Origin of the sequence: Buttiauxella agrestis ATCC 33320 (assembly GCF_000735355.1) — a bacterium.
Lineage (GTDB): Bacteria > Pseudomonadota > Gammaproteobacteria > Enterobacterales > Enterobacteriaceae > Buttiauxella > Buttiauxella agrestis.
On the sequence record NZ_JMPI01000022.1, the window covers coordinates 52,494 to 71,862 of the forward strand.

Below are 19,369 nucleotides of genomic sequence, written 5' to 3' on the forward strand. Positions count from 1 at the left end.
TTAATCACCTAAAGGTTGCCTGTCAGCGCCACCCCGGTGGCTATCAAGTGCCAGCTTGATACGACGCAGGCGGTCTTTTGCCTGGCTTTTATTCGCCATCGCCAGCTCCGTTGCCAACACATCAACCATCGCTAACATCGCGTAGCGCGAGGTGCTCGGCTTAAAGATGTAGTCATTTTCGCGCACAATCAGCGGCAGCACGATATCGGCCGTTTGTGCGAGCGGTGTTTCAGCGGGCGTGATGGCGATAACCTTTGCACCGTACTGGCGGGCAATCGCCGCGCTTTCAATAATTTCTGGCGTATAGCCCCCCAGTGAAAGCGCCAGCACGGCATCGCCTGGGACCACGGCAGAACACATCATTCTCACCAGCAAACCATCGCTCTGGCTGACAACAGGCAGGCCGAGTCGAAACAAGCGAAACTGGACTTCCTGGGCGCAAATCGTTGACCCGCCGCCCATGCCTATGGCGAGGATCTGCCGGGAATTGCTCAACCATTCCACTGCTTTTTTCAGCGACTCAGGATTGAGTGCGCGACGGTTAATATCCAGCACATTAATGATAGTTTCATAAATCCCCTGCACGCCTTCGAGGTCCGGCACATCCAGAATAAAGCGTTGCCCAACCGCCAGGGACTGGGCCAGTTTCACCTTCAGCTCGCGCACATCTTTACAGCCAATCGCGCGTGCAAAGCGGGTGATTGATGCCTGGCTGGTCTCGGTAAGTCTTGCCATCTGGGCAATGGGCAAGGTTGCGGCGGATTGCACGTCATCAAGAATGAACTGCGCGATACGTTTTTCTGTGGCGGTCAGTTCCACAAAACGGTCAGTGATACAGGAGATAATGTCGATGGAAACAGGCATGCGCGTCCCTGAAAATGGTAAATAAATGGCTGGTACTTTGTACCATAGAACGCGTTATTTGTGGCAGACAATAGCCAGGTGTTTTTGAGTTAAACGGTCGTGAATTCCAGTGCCAGGCCAAGGAGAGTCATATTTTGCACCGAAGGCTCTCCGGTCGCTGCTATCAATGTCCCTTGAAATTTCAGCTTCTTAAATGGCCCATTGATGATGAGCCTTGCGCGCAAACTTGGCATGCTCAGAGAATTGACGGGATAGACAATTCGCCCTTTGATGGCGACAGGGATTTTTCGTAGATCGATGCACTGGCGCACGCCAACCGTGGAGTAGAGGACGGCAACCGGTGTGACAGAGGCCAGAGGCTGTTCGGATACGCTGATAAAATCCAGCAGTAACTCAGGTTGCAGAAAATGCAGGCCACCATGTGGGACGGTCACGCCTGGGATCTCAGGCATCGGGAATGTTTGAGGAAGGTGGAGTGAATCAGTCATTTTTCATCATCCATTAAAAGGGAAACTCAGCGAAATCGCCCACGTTCTGCCCTGGTACATCTGATAAAGGTAGTCCAGTTTAGTGATATGCTCGGCGTGGTTCTGGGTTGTTGTTCACGAAGAATTTACGTTCCTCATCTCAATACAGTGAATATATGGCGACAATGAAAGAGGTGGCGCTGTTGGCGGGTGTGTCAACGGCGACGGTATCCCGAGTAATTAATCAAACTTCATACGTTGAACCTGTTACGCAGGAACGTGTGGAAAAAGCGATGCGTGAGCTGAACTATCGGCGCAATGCTGCGGCGTTGGCTCTCGCCAAACGCAGCGGCAACATGCTGGGTTTGTTAACCGGCAATCTTGCCGACCCATTCTTTGCAAGGCTTGCCAGAGGTGTTGAAGAAATTGCCCGTCATCAGGGTTTTCGCTTAATGGTGTGCAGTGGCGGGCATCAGGCAGAGCTTGAAAAGTCAGGCTTAGACTTTTTGATTAACCAGGGCTGCGAAGCCATTGTTGTTCACGCCACCCGTTTGCCCGATCAAGATTTGATTCGCTACAGCGCTCATACCCCGGCCATGATTATTGTTAACCGCTACATTCCTTCGATAGCGCCACGCTGTGTATGGCTCGATAACCAAAGTGCTGCGCACAAAGCGACGCGGCATTTGCTGGAAAATGGTCATCGTTGCATTGCCTGTATTACCTCCGATTTACCGATTGATGATCGGCGGCAGCGTCTGGACGGTTATCGTTCAGCGCTGGCTGAATATGGAATTACGCCTGAGAAAAGTTGGATTATTAGCGTGCCGTTTAACGAAGAGGGCGGGGAAAGCGCCGCGCGAAAGTTGCTCGATAGTGGTGTTCCTTTTACTGCGGCATTTACCTTCAATGATGTGATGGCGGCCGGTATGATGCGCGCCCTTCATCAGCGTGGGATTAAGCTCCCTGAGCAATTGTCGCTGGTGGGGTTTGATGATGTCGTTCTTGCGCGTTACCTGTTCCCGGCGTTAACCACCATGCACTATCCCATTGAACGGATGGCCCGGCGTGCGGCACTGCTCGCTATTCAGTTGTATCAGCAACATACGCCGCCGCCGCGCTCATTACGCTTTGATGCCGAACTTATCGAACGAGATTCAGTGATTAAGAATCGAAAGTGAAATCAGATCGTCAACGGCATTTTTGTGATGTATGTCGTAATTTCATATGCCATGTATGCGGTTACATGGCAGCATCCCGCCCGTCACATTTGCCTCGCACTGTTCCCCCTATTCTGAGCGTACCAACAATACCTGGAACATAATCATGAAAGCGAATGAACGACACAGCGATAAAAAAACGCTCTCTTTTGGACTGGCTTTGCTCCCCATCGTCATGATGCTGGGTTTGCTTATCGTCGGCTACGGCGTGATGGGCTTACGCATTGAACCGCTGCTGCTTTGTTCTGCGGCCATTGCCGCAGGTCTTGCCTGGTGGCAGGGATACAGCTGGGACGATGTGATTACGTCCATCGTGGCAAAACTGGCTAAAGCGATGCCCGTCATTATGATTTTGATTTGCGTCGGTGGGCTTATCAGCACCTGGATGTTCAGTGGCACCATTCCTTATATGGTGTATTGGGGGCTTAAACTGATAAGTCCCCAATACATTCTGATTGCGGCGTTTTTCCTGACAAGCGTGGTTTCAGTGTGTACCGGAACGTCATGGGGATCGGCCGGAACGGTAGGGGTGGCGCTGATGGGGGTTGCTGCAGGGCTTGATGTTCCGCTGGCTGCTGCCGCAGGTGCCGTCGTTTCCGGTGCCTACTTCGGAGATAAAATATCTCCACTTTCAGACTCAACCAACTTTGCAGCGATTGTTGCGGATACGACGCTGTTCGAGCATATCCAGCATTTGATGTACACCACCATCCCGAGTTTCATTCTGGCCACGATTGTTTACCTTGTGGCAGGACACAGCAGCATGATGGGTGAAGTTGCCACTCCGCAGCGTGTAACAGATATCATCAGCGCGTTAGATGGCCTCTATAATTTCAATATCGTCTTGATTTTGCCGCCGATTATTGTGCTTTGGGGGGCTATCAGCAAAAAGCCAGTGATCCCATTGATGCTGATTGCCTGTGTCTTAGCCATTATTTTGGGCATCTTGTTGCAGGGTTTAAGCCTGAAGCAAGGGCTGGATGCGTTTATGGACGGCTTTAACATCAGCATGTTCCCGCAAGGGACTGACGGGATTATCGCGGATGTCCCACGTCTGCTGAATCGCGGTGGTTTGTTCTCGATGATGAGCACAATCTTGCTGGTTTTCTGTGCCTTCTCTTTTGCCGGAGCGCTCACGCTCACGGGCGCACTCACCATTATTATCAACCGCTTATTGACGGTGATTCATAGTGTAGGGCAACTGATCGCGGCCACTATCGGCACGACGATTCTGGTTACAGCGGCAACGAGCGACGGCAAACTGGCGCTGTTGGTTCCTGCTGAGCTTTATCAAGATGCCTATCGCCGCATGGGGTTAGATACCAAAAACTTGTCCCGTACCATCGAGGATGCCGGCACCGTTATTGAACCACTGATTCCGTGGACAGCGGCTGGTGTCTATATGGCATCCACGCTTGGCGTGAGCACTCTGGATTTTTTACCGTGGGCTGTTCAGTGCTACTCCGCCATTTTCTTTGCGCTGATTTACGGTTTTACCGGATTTGGAATCGCAAAAGCACCGGTTCTGGCAACCGCGCCAGTAGAGAGTTCTGAGCAGGGAGTCGCACGATGAAAACAAACTTTGACCAGGTAATTAACCGCCATGCGACCGGCTCGGTAAAATGGGATTTTATCGACCGTTATCAGAATATGGACACTGAAAACTTACTCCCGATGTGGGTTTCTGATTACGATTTTGCATGCCCACCTAATGTACTGGAAGCGCTCCACAAACGTGTTGAGCACGGTGTGTTTGGTTACAGCGAACGGGACGAAAAATACTACTCGGCGCTGACCGGATGGTTTGAGCGCCGCCACCAACTCACGATTAAGCCTGAATGGATTTGCAGTATTGAAGGCGTGGTGCCTGGGCTTTCGCTGCTAGTGCAGATGCTGAGTCAGGTGGGGGACAACGTCGTTGTTCAGGGGCCGTATTACGGATCGTTTGCCAAAATAATCCAGCTCAATCAGCGAAAGCTACTCGAAAACCCGCTGCAAGAAGATTTGGAAGCGGGATATGTGATGGATCTCGCGCAGCTTGAAATGCTTTTTAGTGAATATCGCCCGCCACTGTTTATTTTGTGCAATCCCCACAATCCTACTGGGCGTTGCTGGAGTAAAGAAGAGCTAACCCAGCTTTTGGCATTGTGCGAAAAGTACGATGTCATGGTGCTTTCAGACGAGATTTGGGCTGATTTGCTATTACCTGGCTCAACGTTTACCTCCGTTTTGCATCTTGACGCTCGCTGGCATTCAAGAGTGATTGCCGCAACATCAGCCAGTAAAACCTTTGGCCTTTCATCGCTGCGGATTTCAAATTTCCTGATTCCCAATTCAGGTTTAAAAGGACAATTTGTTGATCGTTTAAATGCCCATGGTCTGGATGTATTTAATGCGCTGTCAATGGAGGCGGCAACTGCGGCATATAACGGGGCAGAACAATGGCTTGATGAATTACTGGCTTATCTGGCCGCTAACCGTGACTGGTTTGTTTCCGAGGTAGAACGTTATTTACCCTGGCTGCGGATTGTTCCCGCGCAAGGCACATATTTAGTTTGGATAGATTGCCGGGCGCTGGGGTTAGACGATGAACAATTAAAACATGTCATGACTGATATCGCCGGAATCGCGCCTTCCATGGGTTGTGGATTTGGCCCTGGTGGTTCTGGTTTTATCCGTATCAATCTGGGGTGCCCGCGCAGCTATCTTGAACAAGCAATTAACGGGTTGTTGAGGATTGGGGCGCAATAATTGTTGCTGTGAATTTCAGACATAAAAAAAGACGCCTTCGGGCGTCTTTTCTCTTCGAATCGAAATGGTACGCCCTACAGGGCTCGAACCTGTGACCTACGGCTTAGAAGGCCGTTGCTCTATCCAACTGAGCTAAGGGCGCACTGTATTCCTTTCGGAAGCATTGCGGACTCGGATTATACGGTCAGTACCTTTTGAGTCAATGGCTTTTCAATCACCTGCCGGACATTTGAGCATAAAGGCTTAACAATGCCTGACAGCGAGCCTGGCTTCTGACAAAATAGAAACAATCCCCCTCCTTTTTGATTACAGACGGAATCCTCTGACTGATGGCAGCAAAGATTATTGACGGTAAAACGATTGCGCAGCAGGTACGGCTTGAAGTTGCTGAAAAAGTAAAAGCCCGAATTGCCGCTGGAAAACGTGCTCCTGGACTCGCTGTTGTACTGGTTGGCGAGAACCCTGCATCGCAAATTTATGTGGGTAGCAAACGTAAGGCTTGTGAAGAAGTGGGCTTTATTTCCCGCTCTTACGATTTGCCGGATTCCACTTCCGAAGCAGAACTTCTGGAATTGATTGATACGCTCAACGCGGATAACGAAATCGACGGCATTCTGGTGCAGCTGCCGTTGCCTGCGGGTATCGACAACGTAAAAGTGCTGGAGCGTATTGACCCGGATAAAGACGTGGATGGTTTCCATCCGTACAACGTAGGCCGCCTGTGCCAGCGTGCGCCGCGTCTGCGTCCTTGTACGCCGCGCGGTATCGTGACGCTGCTTGAGCGTTACGGCATTGATACTTACGGCCTGAACGCCGTGGTGATTGGCGCATCCAACATTGTCGGTCGCCCGATGAGCATGGAACTGCTACTGGCGGGTTGCACTACAACCGTCACGCACCGCTTCACCAAAAACCTGCGTCAACACGTCGAGAACGCCGATTTAGTCATCGTCGCGGTTGGCAAACCTGGCTTTATTCCGGGTGAGTGGATCAAGGAAGGGGCGATTGTCGTGGACGTCGGTATTAACCGTCTGGAGAGCGGCAAGGTGGTTGGCGACGTAAATTATGATGAAGCCGCCGTCAAAGCCTCGTATATTACGCCGGTTCCGGGTGGCGTTGGCCCAATGACCGTCGCCACTCTTATCCAGAATACCTTGCAGGCTTGCGAGGAATATCATGATGTCGATGGAGAGTAATATGACAACCTTCTCATTAGGTAAACACCCACACGTTGAATTATGCGATCTGCTGAAGCTGGAAGGCTGGTGTGAAAGCGGCGCACAGGCGAAAGCGGTGATTGCCGAAGGTCTGGTGAAAGTTGACGGTGTTGTTGAAACCCGCAAACGCTGCAAAATCGTTGCAGGTCAGACGGTGGTTTTTGAAAGTCTGAGTATTACGGTTCAAGCGTAATTTCTCACCGAAACCGGCCCTTTACGGGCCGTTTCTTTTTGGCAAATCTGATCTATTCTCCATTTCTCACTCACAAACCTACGCAACTTATGCCAACCATAATTACCCACGCAGCCGTTCCCATTTGTTTAGGATTGGGGTTTGGCAAAAAAATTATTCCACCTCGTTTGTTGCTCGGCGGTATTGTGCTGGCGATGTTGCCTGATGCCGACGTACTGGCGTTCAAATTTGGGGTGGCATATGGCAATGCTTTTGGGCATCGAGGTTTCACTCATTCATTATTGTTTGCGTTCGTGGTGCCTTTGCTGTGTTTATTCGGTTATCGCTGGTTCCGGGCGGGCATTTTGCGTGTCTGGTTATTCCTGACCGTTTCGCTGCTTTCGCATAGCTTGCTGGACTCGGTAACGACCGGTGGCAAAGGTGTTGGCTGGTTGTGGCCGTGGTCAGATGAACGCTTTTTTGCCCCCTGGCAGGTGATTCGTGTCGCACCTTTTGCGCTTTCACGCTATCTCCAGCCGAGCGGGCAGGCCGTCATCTGGTCAGAAATTCAGTGGGTCTGGCTGCCGGGATTGTTGATGGCATTTTTAATTTTCGTTCTGCGTAAAAATCTTCGCTAAATCCCCACAACTGCGCAGGTTAAAACCTGCGCAACTTCAAATATTCGATAACAGTATGGCTACAACTCAGATTTTAGTTGCCGGACAAAAAACGTTTCGCCAGTATAGGTAGAACGTTCTAGTAGAACGTTCTACCTAGCATAAAAACGCGTAAATTCAGAAAACGCGATAGCGGCGTCAACACCGGGGGATTGTCTATGAGTTTGTTATCCAGTATTACAAAATCGTTATCTAAGTTGTCGATGATAGGCCGCGCATTAATGTTGCCTATCTCATTGCTACCGGCTGCGGGTCTGTTGCTGGCCTTTGGCGATAAATTCCATTTACCGTTAATGATGAACGCGGGCGGGGTGATTTTCGACAACCTGCCGATGCTGTTTGCCATTGGTTCGGCGGTCGGTCTGGCGGCGGAATCTGGGATTGCCGCGCTGTCGGCGGCGGTGTCGGTGTTTATCATTAACGTGACTATTGGCACTGTTTTACACATCACGCCGGAAATGGCGGCGGCGGGTGGAAAATACGCCATGGTGGTCGGTATTCCGACCTTGCAGATGGGCGTATTTGGTGGCCTGATTTCCGGCATTCTGGCGGCGTGGTGCTACAACAAATTCCACACCATGCAGTTGCCTGAATTCCTCGGCTTCTTCTCGGGTAAGCGCTTTGTGGCTATCGCGACCGCATTCTTGTCGTTCCTACTGGGTATGGCGCTGCCGTGGGTCTGGTCATACATTCAGTCGGGGATTGATTCGCTGTCGGTAATTGTCAACGGAGACAATCAGGCACTTTCCACGTTTATCTTTGGGCTGGTTGAACGCGCGCTGATCCCGCTGGGTTTGCACCATATCTGGTATCCGTCATTCTGGTATTCGTTTGGTGAATACACCACAAACGCAGGCCAGGTCATTCACGGCGATCAGACAATCTGGTTCAAAATGTTGGAGGAGGGTGTGAAATCCTTTAGCAGCGATAGCTACCACAACGCCGGTAAATTCATGCAAGGTGAGTTCCCGTTGATGTTGTTCGCGCTGCCGGCGGCATGTCTGGCGATGTACCATGAAGCGAACACCAAAAATAAGAAAATTGCCTCCGGTATTTTGTTCTCTGCGGCGCTGACCTGTTTCCTGACGGGCATCACCGAACCGGTAGAATTTACCTTTATCTTCGTTGCGCCAATTCTGTATGTGTTCAACGCGATTATGGCCGGGCTGTCTTATATGTGTATGTATTTGCTGCATGCGCATATCGCCAAGTCGTTCTCCGCAGGGATGATTGACTACATTTCCTTTGGTATTTTGCCTTCGTTCAACGGTTATCAGACTAACTTCCTGTCGGCTGTGATTGTCGGTATCCCAATGGCGTTGATTTACTACTTCACATTCCGCTACGTGATTCGCCGTTTCGACGTGAAAACGCCGGGCCGTGCGGATGTTACCGCTAACGCGAATGACAAAACGGACACCGAACTGGCGGGGGATATTATCGGCCTGCTGGGGGGCGCGGAGAACATTAACTCCGTCGGTTCTTGCATCACACGTCTGCGTCTGGAAGTGGAAAAAAGCGAGCATGTCGATAAAGACGGCCTGAATAGTCTCGGTGCGCGCGGCGTGGTGTTTGTCGGTGATTCGGGTATTCAGGTGATATTTGGTGCTCGAGCGCAGTTTATCGCACAGACGATGTCCACAATGATTGGCAAATAATTTCCCCGTCATCCTTCAAGCCGCCGATATGTTTATGGGCGGCTTTATGGTATTGATAACAAGGATATTTGGTGCAAAGGAACGGGATGAAAAAGGTCAATATTATTGATGTAGCACAACTGGCTGGAGTTTCTGTCTCCACCGTTTCTTTGGTGCTGCGCCAAAAAGGGAAGATCTCCGAGGCGACCATCGAAAAGGTCAATGCTGCGATTAAACAACTTGGCTATGTCCATAATGTCGCGGCGGCGAATCTGCGTTCCAGCACCTCCAATCTCATCGGCCTGATCATCCGCGATTTTAACGATTCTTTCTGCGTTAATGTGATGGCAAGTGTAGTTCACTACCTTGAGAAACAAGGTTATATGGTGTTTCTCGGCCATCCGCAGGATGACACGCAACAGCTTCAACAATGCTTAACGTCGTTCACGCAACAAGGTGTGGCTGGGGTGATTTACCTGGATGCCAACCACCGTTTAGCCTCGATTCCGTCACTTATTTCTGAATGCCCGTTGCCGACGGTGATTATCGCGGAGTCCACGGTGAGCAGCCATCGCGACGTGATTGGGCGAGACAATCGCCAGGCCGGGAACCAGGCGACGCGCTATCTGCTCGATCGCGGCCACCGCAATATCGCTTATCTGGGCGGTACGGCGGCAAATCTCATGCGCGAGGAACGCTTGCTCGGTTATCGCAACGCGCTGGCGCAGTACGATTTACCGTTCCGTGAAGAGTGGGCGCCAGTTTGTGAAAATGATACGGAAGCGGCGGCCCGTTTAACGCGCCAGTTGCTTGAGAAAAACAGCAAAATCACCGCCATGCTTTGCCATTCCCCCTCGGCCATTATTGGCTGCCTGAATGGGATTGCGCAGGTTGGGCGTACCGTCGGTAAAGACGTGTTTTTAACGCAGCAGGTTTCGTTGATTGGTTTTGAAGACATGATGAACATTAATCTTACTTCGCCACGGTTTACCTACGTTTCGGCATCCAGTGAAGAAGCGGGAAGACAAGCCGCAACGCTGATTGTGAACAAGATTAAAGAGCCGACGTTACCGCCGCAGAAGATTATTATTTCCGGGGAGTTGGTTCAGCGGGAATCGGCTTAACTAAATGAGCAAAAAACACATCCTCCAAAGCATCGTTTAGCATAAGGTAGTGAGGGGGTTATATGATAATGCCTTTCACTACTTATTCAGAAAAAGATGTTGTTGGATACAAAAATGTGAGTCATGTTGCATTCATGTAATAAAAGTTTTTGTTAAGTCAAATTTAAAACCTATATGAAATTCTTTATAAACTAGATGTCAATTAAGGATATGTATTCTAATTTTCCTTGAGTAAGGAGAAGGAGTAAGATAGATAAATCATAAAAAAACACTTCAAATGGCCACTCACTACACCGAGTGGGGGATGATTTTGTCATCCACTAAAACAACGTACTGGAATCTATGTATATGTCTGATAATGAAAGTTCACCTTTTCAAAATGGCAGCTTATCGTTAGAACAAAAGCTTGACCGAGCACGTACAGAACTTCTTGACCTAACAGCACGTAACAAACTTCTCAATATTCCACGGACTAAAACAGCTAAGCAACTTGAGATCGTGGATGAGCGTTCTGATGAAATCTATCGGTTGCTGGTGAAAGAAGGACGAGCGTTTACTTTTCTTCCTGGCCGAGCAGGAAAAAAAGGTGAAGTGATTGACGATAACGATGCTGAAGGCAGTAATGAAGAGTCGGATGAACAGACATATGATTTTGACGTCAACTACGATAATTATGAACTAAAAGCTGAACATCAAGATACAAAATTCCAGACTCGCCTAACGTCAAAGGGCTTACAGAAGCGGTTGCTCGATCTGTACCATGACTCAAGGACTCTTGAGGAAGATCAGGGTGTAAACATTCTGTTCCTAACTCTGGGTTCTCTCAAATGGATCGATCCTAACAATAAAGAAAATCTTCGGTATGCACCGATAGTTTTGTTGCCTGTAAATCTCGAACGTGGCACAGCCAGAGAAAGATTTAAACTAACAATTAGGCAAGACGATATAATTCCAAATTTATCATTGGAAACTTATTTAGAGCGGGTACATGAAATTATTTTACCTGAAATGAATATGGATGATGATTTTGATATCTCTAGTTATATGTCCCAAGTTGCCGACTCTATTGTTATAAAAAAAGATTGGGAAGTATTGGAGAATGATATCACTCTTGGTTTTTTCTCCTTCTCAAAATTTCTAATGTATCGCGACCTTGATCCTGCAAACTGGCCTGAGAACGAACGCATAACAGATCAACCAATTATCCAATCTCTTATGGTTAATGGTTTTGATTGTAGAGATGAAATGTTCCCGGATGATGCACCAATAGATTCGTTAATTCCACCGCGTGATATGCTGCATATCATGGATAGCGATACATCACAAACATTAGCTATACATGATGTTCGTAAAGGTAAAAGCCTTGTTATTCAAGGTCCTCCGGGAACGGGGAAGTCTCAGACAATAGCAAATGTGATTGCTTCAGCAATTGCTGATGGGAAGACAGTTCTTTTTGTTGCTGAAAAATTAGCGGCACTTGAAGTAGTAAAACGTCGTTTAGATCAGGCTGGTGTAGGCGATGCATGTCTGGAATTACATAGTAATAAAGCCAATAAACGTGGTTTTCTTGATGAATTAAAACGAGTTTGGGAGTTAGGATCACCCAGAGGTGAATTTCCTGATGTCCTTGTAGAGAATTTAACTGCTATAAGGGACACTCTAAATCAGCACCCAACAAGACTTCACAAAGTTTATCATCCTGCAGAGTTATCACCTTACCAAGTCATGGGGCATCTTGTACGCTTGCGTCAGGCAGGCCAGGCACCCACTGATTTAAAACTGCATCATTTTGAAGAATGGAATCAAAACGATTTTGTCAAAAGGATTGATTTGGCTAAAGAGATTGTTGAGAGGATCACTGATATTGGTTTACCAGACCAACATCCATGGAACGGTGTGAATCTTGAGGAAATTTTACCAGTAGAAGTTGAAAGACTAGTTCCTCGATTAAGCGGTTTGCAAAATAGTGTGACAAAACTACAGTCAGATACTATTTATCTAGCTGGTGAACTAGCAACTACTCCGCCACTTGTATTATCCGATCTCGAAAGTCTTGTTGAAATTACTGAATTTGTAATAGATGCCCCTAAAATTTCCACAGATGCACTGAGTTCTCCTATTTGGCAGGAAAATTTAGCTCCTGTTAAAAAGCTTATTAATAATGTTAGAGAGTATCAACAGGCTTATCAGAGTGTTGAGTCGTATATCGTTTTAAGTGAAATAGAAACACCACTCGGTGAGTTGGGTGATGCACTCGCTAAGTTGCCTCAAGATTTTGATTCAAATGGGTTTTCTGCATCGAGAAACTTACTTAGTCTGTTACAGAAGCTTTCTCAAGACGCGATGCGCCTGCATGAAGAACTCGGTACTCACGAGGGATTTAGTACTATTCAGGAAATAGAGAGGCTTGTTGCATTAGGTGAAAGAGTTGCGGAAGCCCCGGATGCCTGCCCAGATGCCTTTATTGCTTCTGTATGGGATCACGGCGTAGAAAAAGCTGCAGAGCTAGTAGATTCAATATCAACATTCACTTCCATATATAGCGCAATTGAAAATCAGATAAACGAGTCATCATGGGGAATGGACTTACTGGCGACCAGAAATACTCTTGCAAGCCATACAGGGATCTTCCGCTTTTTCAATTCTGATTGGCGGAAGGCAAAAGCATTAGTCGGTTCTCTCCTCAAAAATTCAGCATTGCCAATTGAACAACAAATACAGTTGTTAGATGAACTAATCCGCGGCCAGGCAGCGAAGAAAACTATCAAAGAAAATAATGAATTTGGTAATTCAGCCTTCGGCACTGATTGGCGAGGAGAAAAGAGTAATAGTTCATCTTTAATGGCATTAGTTGAATGGATGAGAACATTACGTGGAGTTGGAGCCGAGGCCCGGCAATTGGCCGGTCGCCTTGCTGACAGGGAAGGTATTAAGCTCAGAACTCAACAATTAAACAATTTACTGCAACAAGTTCGAACAGAATTGGATGTTCTTTGGTATTCCTTTGGACACTCGCCCGAAGAGTATTTTTCAAATCAGCTCTCTATCTCACGTGTCTCGCTAATTTTCATTGAACAGCGTGTCCAAAAGTTAAATTGGATCGATGTAATATCGCGAAAAGTTTTGCTTAATCCTTCTTCACGCATCGACGAGCGAAGCCAGATGATCATGAAGATTATTGAGCTTCAGCAACGTGCTGCACAGATCAATTCTGAAAGTCAAGTTGGTGAGCATGCATTTGGCACCGATTGGAAAGCACAGCATTCCGATTTGCAGATACTTTGTCATGCATTTGACTGGATTGAAAAACATTCAGATTTACGTTTTGTGGCTGCGAAAATAACGGATTGCAATGCAGTGCTTCAATCAGCAAAAGATGCTGTGGATTCTGGTGAGCAAATATCAAATCAAATCACTCAGATAGCAAATGAATTTTGCTCTGAGCCTGAGACATTATTTGGAGTGACAACCGTTGCCCAGATATCTTTAAAATCTCTGGATGAGAAGTTACAAACTTGGATATCTCATTCGGAGCAGCTTTCCAAGTGGGTTGCTTATAGGCATCGTATTTCTCTGGCGCATAAATTTGGATTGGGTGACGTTGTTGAAAGCCTGGCAAATGGGAAACTTAGTTTAGATTCATGTATCTCATCAGTAGAGCGGTCGTATTTTGAGTCATTACTAAAAATGATGGTATCTAAAGAGCCTGAGTTAGCTCGTTTTGATGGTGAGCTACATTCTCGCCAGGTTGCAGGCTTTGCTGAATTAGATCTCAAGCGAATCAAGGCTGCAAGCCTTGAAGTAGTACGAACACATCATAGACAAATCCCATCTAAAAATGCTGGATTCGGTCCTGTAGGGATTCTGCGTGCTGAGATGGTTAAGAAAAGAGGTCATATGCCTATTCGACAATTAATGTTGAAGGCAGGATCTGCTATTCAGGCACTAAAACCTGTAATGATGATGAGTCCATTATCTGTCGCTCAATTCCTAATCCCCGGAAAACAAAAGTTTGACCTTTTAGTTATGGATGAAGCTAGTCAAATACAACCAGTAGATGCAATCGGTGCAATAGCACGTTGTAAACAAGTTGTCGTTGTAGGTGATGAACGCCAACTTCCACCAACACGCTTCTTTGCCAAAATGACAGAGTCCGTAAACGATGATGAGGATGATATTGCTCAAGTCTCTGATATTGAAAGTATTCTTGGGTTGTTTGTTGCCCGTGGGTTACCGCAGCGAATGTTAAGATGGCATTACCGCAGTAGGCACGAATCTTTGATAGCCGTATCAAATACTCAATTTTATGAGAATAAACTTTTTATTGTGCCGAGTCCTTACACGCAGGAAGCAGGGATGGGACTGCAATTTCGTCCGGTTGTAGATGGTATTTTTGAAACAGGGAAAGGCATAAACGCAGTAGAGGCTAAACAAGTTGCTTTGGCAATCATGGAACATGCCCGTAAATACCCAGAGCAGTCTTTAGGTGTGGCTACATTTTCAGTTTCTCAACGTAAAGTGATTCAGGATGAACTCGAACTTTTGCGCCGACTGAATCCAGATTTAGAAGAGTTTTTTAACGCCCATCTTAGTGAGCCATTCTTTGTAAAAAACCTTGAGAACGTTCAAGGTGATGAGCGTGATGTTATTATGATATCAGTAGGATACGCCAGGAATCCTCAGGGATATATGGCTATGCGGTTCGGTCCCCTCGGCTCAGAGGGCGGGGAGAGAAGACTCAATGTTTTGATTAGCCGTGCGAAACGACGTTGTGAGGTATTCGCTTCAATTACTGACGAAGATATTGATTTGGAAAGAGCAAAGGGCAAAGGGGTAGTTGCGTTCAAACTCTTTTTGCAATATGCCCGAACCGGCAAAATTTCCTTAGCTCAGCGTACAGAAAGAGAAATGGACAGCATCTTTGAAGAACAAGTAGCTGACGCTATCCAAAAAGCTGGTTTCCAGGTTCATCCGCAGGTTGGTATTGCTGGATTCTTTATTGACCTGGGGATTGCCGATCCTGAAATGCCGGGTCGATATTTGCTGGGTATCGAATGCGATGGACGAGCTTACCATTCCTCCCGTTCTGCGCGAGAACGAGATCGCTTACGCCAGGCTGTCCTCGAAGATCATGGATGGATTATTCATAGGATCTGGAGCACTGATTGGTTCCAACGGCCAGCGGAACAATTGCAGCGAACATTGCAGGCAATTGAATCTGCAAAAAGAGAATTGTCAGAACGTTCAGAAAGAACTCAAAATCGTTCCCGCGCAGTTCCTGTCGATATTATAACGGTCGATCGAGGTCCCGTCGTTGAAATTGGACTGGTTGATGCTGATGTTATTGCTACTGCTTCGCTGGATTACGTTGAAGCTAAACCAGTCGCACACCTAAATTATGAACTGCATGAAACACCTTTAGGGATCCTGACCGAATTAGTTGAACAAATAATTGAAATCGAATCACCGGTGCACTTCAGTGAAGTTGTTACGAGAATTAGAACCGCTTGGGGATTACAGAGAACAGGCGCAAGGATTGAGTCTGTAGTCGACCGAGCGGCCAATCTTGTGTGTAAAAAAGGGGACATTATCAGAGACGGTCAGTTTTTAATTCACCAGAAATCGATAATTGCTCTTCGAAACCGCCAGAATGTCGAGTCTTTAGGGCTGCGAAAGATTGAAATGCTTCCTCCAAAAGAAATTGCCGTCGGAGTGGTCCAGGTAGTTAAGAATAATTTGGGGGCTACTGATGATGAGATTGTTGTATCAATTTCGAGAATGCTAGGTTTTAAATCGACCAGTAGTGTATTGCGTAAAGCAATATTAGATATTCTTGAGGGCCTTCTCGAAGACAGTCTTCTATTGCGGGATGAAGCAATGGTTGTGGAAAATAAATTAATATCTACGACTGAGTAACTTACTGTTTTGATGTGTTTAAGGGCTTAATGAAAATTAAGCCCTTATTTTCATTAACGGTGATATTCACCCGCCGCTTCTGGCTGGTACTGCACCTCTAGCACTTCGAGATGTGTCTGGTTGCCGTTTGGCAACGTCCAGTTAATCGTCGCACCGGCACGTAAACCCAAAAGCGCTGCTCCAACGGGCGCCATCACTGAAAGCTGGTTATCGCTGTCTGTCAGGTTTGCCGGGTAAACCAGTGTGCGCACATGCTCTTCTTTCGAGGACAAATCGCGGAATTTCACGCGGCTGTTCATCGTCACAACATCAGCCGGAATATCTTCAGGCTTACGCATTTCCGCTCTGTCCAGTTCGGCATTCAGCACGGTTGCTACCGGCTGGTTGGCAAATTGTGGCTGCTCCAGCAAACGGTCAATACGCTCGGCATCGAGTTCATTAATGATAATGGCTGGTCTGGACATAATTCTCGTTTCTCTCCGTGTAAATAGCAGGCAGTCATATGCCTGATGAGGACCTTACAAAAGAAAACCCTCACCGGTAAGAGTGAGGGTTTGGTCTGTAGTGATGATACTGAGCTTAGCCCATAGTTTAAAGTGACATCAGTCACAAACTACCGTTTACAGAATAATGCTGCCGACCAAAGCGAACAGGAAGGCGATAGTCCCGATAAGCGTTTCCATCACGGTCCAGGTCTTCAGCGTGGTTTTCTCGTCCATTTCAAGGAAACGGCCGACCAGCCAGAAACCGGAGTCGTTCACGTGAGACAGCACGGTTGCGCCGCCAGCAATCGCCACCACGATAAAGCACAGGTCGAACTGGCTAAGGCCAGGAGTTGCTGCGACCATCGGGGAAATCAGTGCCGCAGTGGTGGTCAGCGCAACTGTTGCCGAACCTTGTGCCACACGCAGAGCGGTAGAGATAACGAATGCGGCAACAATCACCGGCATACCGGTATCAGACAAAATACCTGCCAGCGCATCGCCAATGCCGCTTGCACGCAGAACGCCGCCGAACATACCACCCGCACCGGTTACCAGAATGATGCCGCAGATTGGGCCAAGCGCGCCATCACACACTTTTTCCAGATGCTGACGGCTATGGCGGCCGCTAAACACTGCCAGGGCGAAGAACACGGTAATCAGCAAGGCGATAGGGGTTTTACCTAACATACGCAGGAACTGAACCACGGTGTTATCGGCAGTTACCCAACCGAGCACGGTCGCGGTGTTCAGGCCGGTATCGAGGAAGATCAGAACCAGTGGCAGCATCAGGATGGATAAAACGGTACCAAACGCTGGCGGCTGGTGGTTAGGATCGGCTTCAACGCTTCCGAGGAAAGAAGAAGGCAGAGGAACTTCGAATTTTTTACCCGCGTACAGGCCAAACAGGTAAGCACCGAGATACCAGGTTGGGAGCGCGATCACCAGACCGACAATCACCAGCAGGCCGATGTTTGCACCCAGTAATTCACTGGCAGCAACCGGACCCGGATGCGGTGGCAGCAAGGCGTGCATGACGGCAAACGCACCCGCAGCAGGCAGCGCATATTTAAGCGTGGAACCACCAAACTGTTTTGCCACACTGAAGATAATCGGCAGCATGACGACCAGACCCGCATCGAAGAAGATCGGGAAGCCAAACAGCAATGAGGCCACGCCGAGCGCCAACGGAGCGCGGTGCGAACCAAATTTACCAACCAGCGTGTCAGCCAGTACTTTTGCGCCGCCGGAAATTTCCAGCAGACGGCCAATCATTGCTCCGAGGCCAACCAGCAGTGCAACGCCCGCCAGCGTGCTACCAAAACCGCCCAAAATAGTCGGGACAATTTTGTCGAATGGCACGCCAGTGACCAGGGCTACGACAACGCTCACCAGTGTTAATGCTAAGAATGCATGCACCTTGAAGCGCATGATGAGAAGAAGCAGGAGTAGAACTGCACAGGCTGCGATCCCTAGCAGGGTTCCTGCACCGTAATGGGCTGTAAGTTCGGTCATATGTTTTCCTCTGCGCCGACTTTATAAGTGAAAAAGGCTTTAAGCATAATTCACCAGATTGCTGATACCGGTAACATGATATCGGTAACATGACGCTGTCGGGAATGGACTACCTCATGTTTATTAACATTTTGGGAGCAAGGTCAAACTATCGAAATAAACCCTCACAAGCCGCAGTAGAACAATTGCTGACCGTAAATAAACCTGCCTGGTGAGAAAATTGAATTACGCTGTATATGCACCTTTCAATTGGGCACATCGTACGACCATCACCTGAACAGGAGTTATCATGAGCCATTTCGACAAACTCAAGTTAAAGGACGGCAGTTCTCTTTATTTTAAGGATTGGGGAGAAGGGCAACCGGTAGTATTCAGCCACGGCTGGCCATTAACGGCGGATGCGTTTGAAGATCAGATGTTTTTCCTTGGGCAGAAAGGATTTCGGGTCATCGCTCATGACCGGCGCGGGCATGGTCGCTCGTCGCAAACCTGGGACGGTAATCATATGGATCAATATGCTGACGACCTGGCCGAACTGACGGCGCACTTAAATTTGAAAGATGCGATTCATGTCGGGCATTCAACTGGCGGCGGTGAAGTTGCCCGTTACATTGGGCGTCACGGTACGAGTCGCGTGGCGAAAGCGGTTTTGATCAGTGCCGTTCCGCCGATTATGGTGAAAACCGATTTTAATCCCAACGGTGTGCCCATTGACGTTTTTGATGGTATCCGCGAAGGCGTGCGTGCCAACCGTGCAGATTTCTTCAAAGAGCTGACGCTGCCGTTTTACGGTTACAACCGTTCAGGGGCAGAAATCTCGGAAGGGGTCAGAGAGAGTTTTGTAGAACAAGGCATGCAGGGCGGGATTAAAGCGCTTTACGACTGCATTAAAGCGTTTTCTGAAACCGACCTGCGCGAAGATTTAAAGAAAATGACCATCCCGACGCTGGTGATTCATGGTGATGACGATCAAATAGTGCCGTTTGAGACCTGCGGCAAAGTCACGGCGGCGACATTGCCAGACTCTATCTTCAAGGTTTATGAAGGCGGTTCGCACGGTATTTGCACCACGGAGAAAGACCGGGTCAATGCGGATTTGCTGGAGTTTCTGAAAGGCTAGCGTCATACGGCGGGTAAATCAGTTTTACCCGCCGTTCAGTTATTTTCATTTCGCCGCGACCGGCAACATAATTTCTTTCAAAATTTCATAACGTTGCTGTGGTGAAAGCCAAATCAAACCTAACAATTTATGCGCCTGGTCTTCGCGTTCGAACTGCGTTTTTAACTGCATTAAAAAACGTTTTGTTGTGTTCATAGTCACCTCCAC

General features: G+C 48.0%; 15 protein-coding genes and 1 tRNA gene. 10 read left to right on the plus strand and 6 right to left on the minus strand.

The genetic code is table 11. The features are described from left to right. On the minus strand, positions 1–864 hold the full coding sequence (locus tag GBAG_RS05005; protein ID WP_034493921.1) for a MurR/RpiR family transcriptional regulator: 864 nt from the start codon (positions 862–864) through the stop codon (positions 1–3). Positions 865–953: 89 nt separating this feature from the next. Then, positions 954–1,352 (minus strand): hypothetical protein, encoded by a 399-nt coding sequence (locus GBAG_RS05010; RefSeq protein ID WP_034493922.1) that lies wholly within the window; start codon positions 1,350–1,352, stop codon positions 954–956. A 155-nt stretch (positions 1,353–1,507) separates the two neighbouring features. Between GBAG_RS05010 and GBAG_RS05015 the strand changes: the two genes are divergently transcribed. The 3 genes from GBAG_RS05015 to GBAG_RS05025 all read left to right on the plus strand — a co-directional run bounded on the left by GBAG_RS05015 (position 1,508) and on the right by GBAG_RS05025 (position 5,302). Further along, a complete protein-coding gene (locus GBAG_RS05015) occupies positions 1,508–2,512 on the plus strand; it encodes a LacI family DNA-binding transcriptional regulator (RefSeq protein WP_034493924.1) in 1,005 nt (334 codons plus the stop codon). A 145-nt stretch (positions 2,513–2,657) separates the two neighbouring features. Next, entirely contained in the window at positions 2,658–4,124 is a 1,467-nt protein-coding gene (nhaC, locus tag GBAG_RS05020) for a Na+/H+ antiporter NhaC (RefSeq protein WP_034493926.1), read from the plus strand. After that, on the plus strand, positions 4,121–5,302 hold the full coding sequence (locus GBAG_RS05025) for a MalY/PatB family protein (RefSeq protein ID WP_034493928.1): 1,182 nt from the start codon (positions 4,121–4,123) through the stop codon (positions 5,300–5,302). The genes nhaC and GBAG_RS05025 overlap by 4 nt, the downstream gene beginning before the upstream one ends. Positions 5,303–5,367: 65 nt before the next feature. On the opposite strand, the gene GBAG_RS05030 is transcribed toward GBAG_RS05025, so the two are convergent. Further along, a tRNA-Arg gene (locus GBAG_RS05030) sits at positions 5,368–5,444 on the minus strand. A 187-nt stretch (positions 5,445–5,631) separates the two neighbouring features. On the opposite strand from GBAG_RS05030, the gene folD reads away from it, so the two are divergent. The 6 genes from folD to GBAG_RS05060 all read left to right on the plus strand — a co-directional run bounded on the left by folD (position 5,632) and on the right by GBAG_RS05060 (position 16,045). Next, a complete protein-coding gene (gene folD, locus GBAG_RS05035) occupies positions 5,632–6,498 on the plus strand; it encodes a bifunctional methylenetetrahydrofolate dehydrogenase/methenyltetrahydrofolate cyclohydrolase FolD (RefSeq protein ID WP_034493929.1) in 867 nt (288 codons plus the stop codon). 1 nt (position 6,499) lies between these two features. After that, positions 6,500–6,712 (plus strand): ribosome-associated protein YbcJ, encoded by a 213-nt coding sequence (ybcJ, locus tag GBAG_RS05040; RefSeq protein WP_034493931.1) that lies wholly within the window; start codon positions 6,500–6,502, stop codon positions 6,710–6,712. Positions 6,713–6,801: 89 nt separating this feature from the next. Further along, positions 6,802–7,329 carry a metal-dependent hydrolase gene (locus GBAG_RS05045; protein WP_034493933.1) on the plus strand — a complete coding sequence of 176 codons (528 nt, stop codon included), beginning with the start codon at positions 6,802–6,804 and terminating at the stop codon, positions 7,327–7,329. A gap of 197 nt (positions 7,330–7,526) precedes the next feature. Further along, positions 7,527–9,026, plus strand: a complete 1,500-nt coding sequence (locus GBAG_RS05050; RefSeq protein ID WP_034493934.1) for a PTS transporter subunit EIIC — start codon at positions 7,527–7,529, stop codon at positions 9,024–9,026. Between the two features lie 86 nt (positions 9,027–9,112). Continuing rightward, the gene (gene malI, locus GBAG_RS05055) at positions 9,113–10,129 is read left to right on the plus strand and encodes a Mal regulon transcriptional regulator MalI (RefSeq protein ID WP_034493936.1); all 1,017 of its coding nucleotides are present in this window, start codon (positions 9,113–9,115) and stop codon (positions 10,127–10,129) included. A gap of 348 nt (positions 10,130–10,477) precedes the next feature. Then, entirely contained in the window at positions 10,478–16,045 is a 5,568-nt protein-coding gene (locus GBAG_RS05060; protein ID WP_034493937.1) for a DUF3320 domain-containing protein, read from the plus strand. 53 nt (positions 16,046–16,098) lie between these two features. Here GBAG_RS05060 and rnk read toward each other — a convergent pair whose 3' ends face one another. Together rnk and GBAG_RS05070 are read right to left on the minus strand one after the other, a co-directional pair. Further along, positions 16,099–16,509, minus strand: a complete 411-nt coding sequence (rnk, locus tag GBAG_RS05065) for a nucleoside diphosphate kinase regulator (protein WP_034493939.1) — start codon at positions 16,507–16,509, stop codon at positions 16,099–16,101. Between the two features lie 156 nt (positions 16,510–16,665). Continuing rightward, entirely contained in the window at positions 16,666–18,042 is a 1,377-nt protein-coding gene (locus tag GBAG_RS05070) for a GntP family permease (RefSeq protein WP_034493941.1), read from the minus strand. Between the two features lie 289 nt (positions 18,043–18,331). Here GBAG_RS05070 and GBAG_RS05075 point away from each other — a divergent pair, with 289 nt between their 5' ends. Next, positions 18,332–19,162, plus strand: a complete 831-nt coding sequence (locus GBAG_RS05075) for an alpha/beta fold hydrolase (RefSeq protein ID WP_034493942.1) — start codon at positions 18,332–18,334, stop codon at positions 19,160–19,162. A 45-nt stretch (positions 19,163–19,207) separates the two neighbouring features. On the opposite strand, the gene GBAG_RS22900 is transcribed toward GBAG_RS05075, so the two are convergent. Then, complete coding sequence (locus tag GBAG_RS22900) at positions 19,208–19,357, minus strand: hypothetical protein (protein ID WP_167333330.1); 150 nt, start codon at positions 19,355–19,357, stop codon at positions 19,208–19,210. Positions 19,358–19,369: the final 12 nt, after the last annotated feature.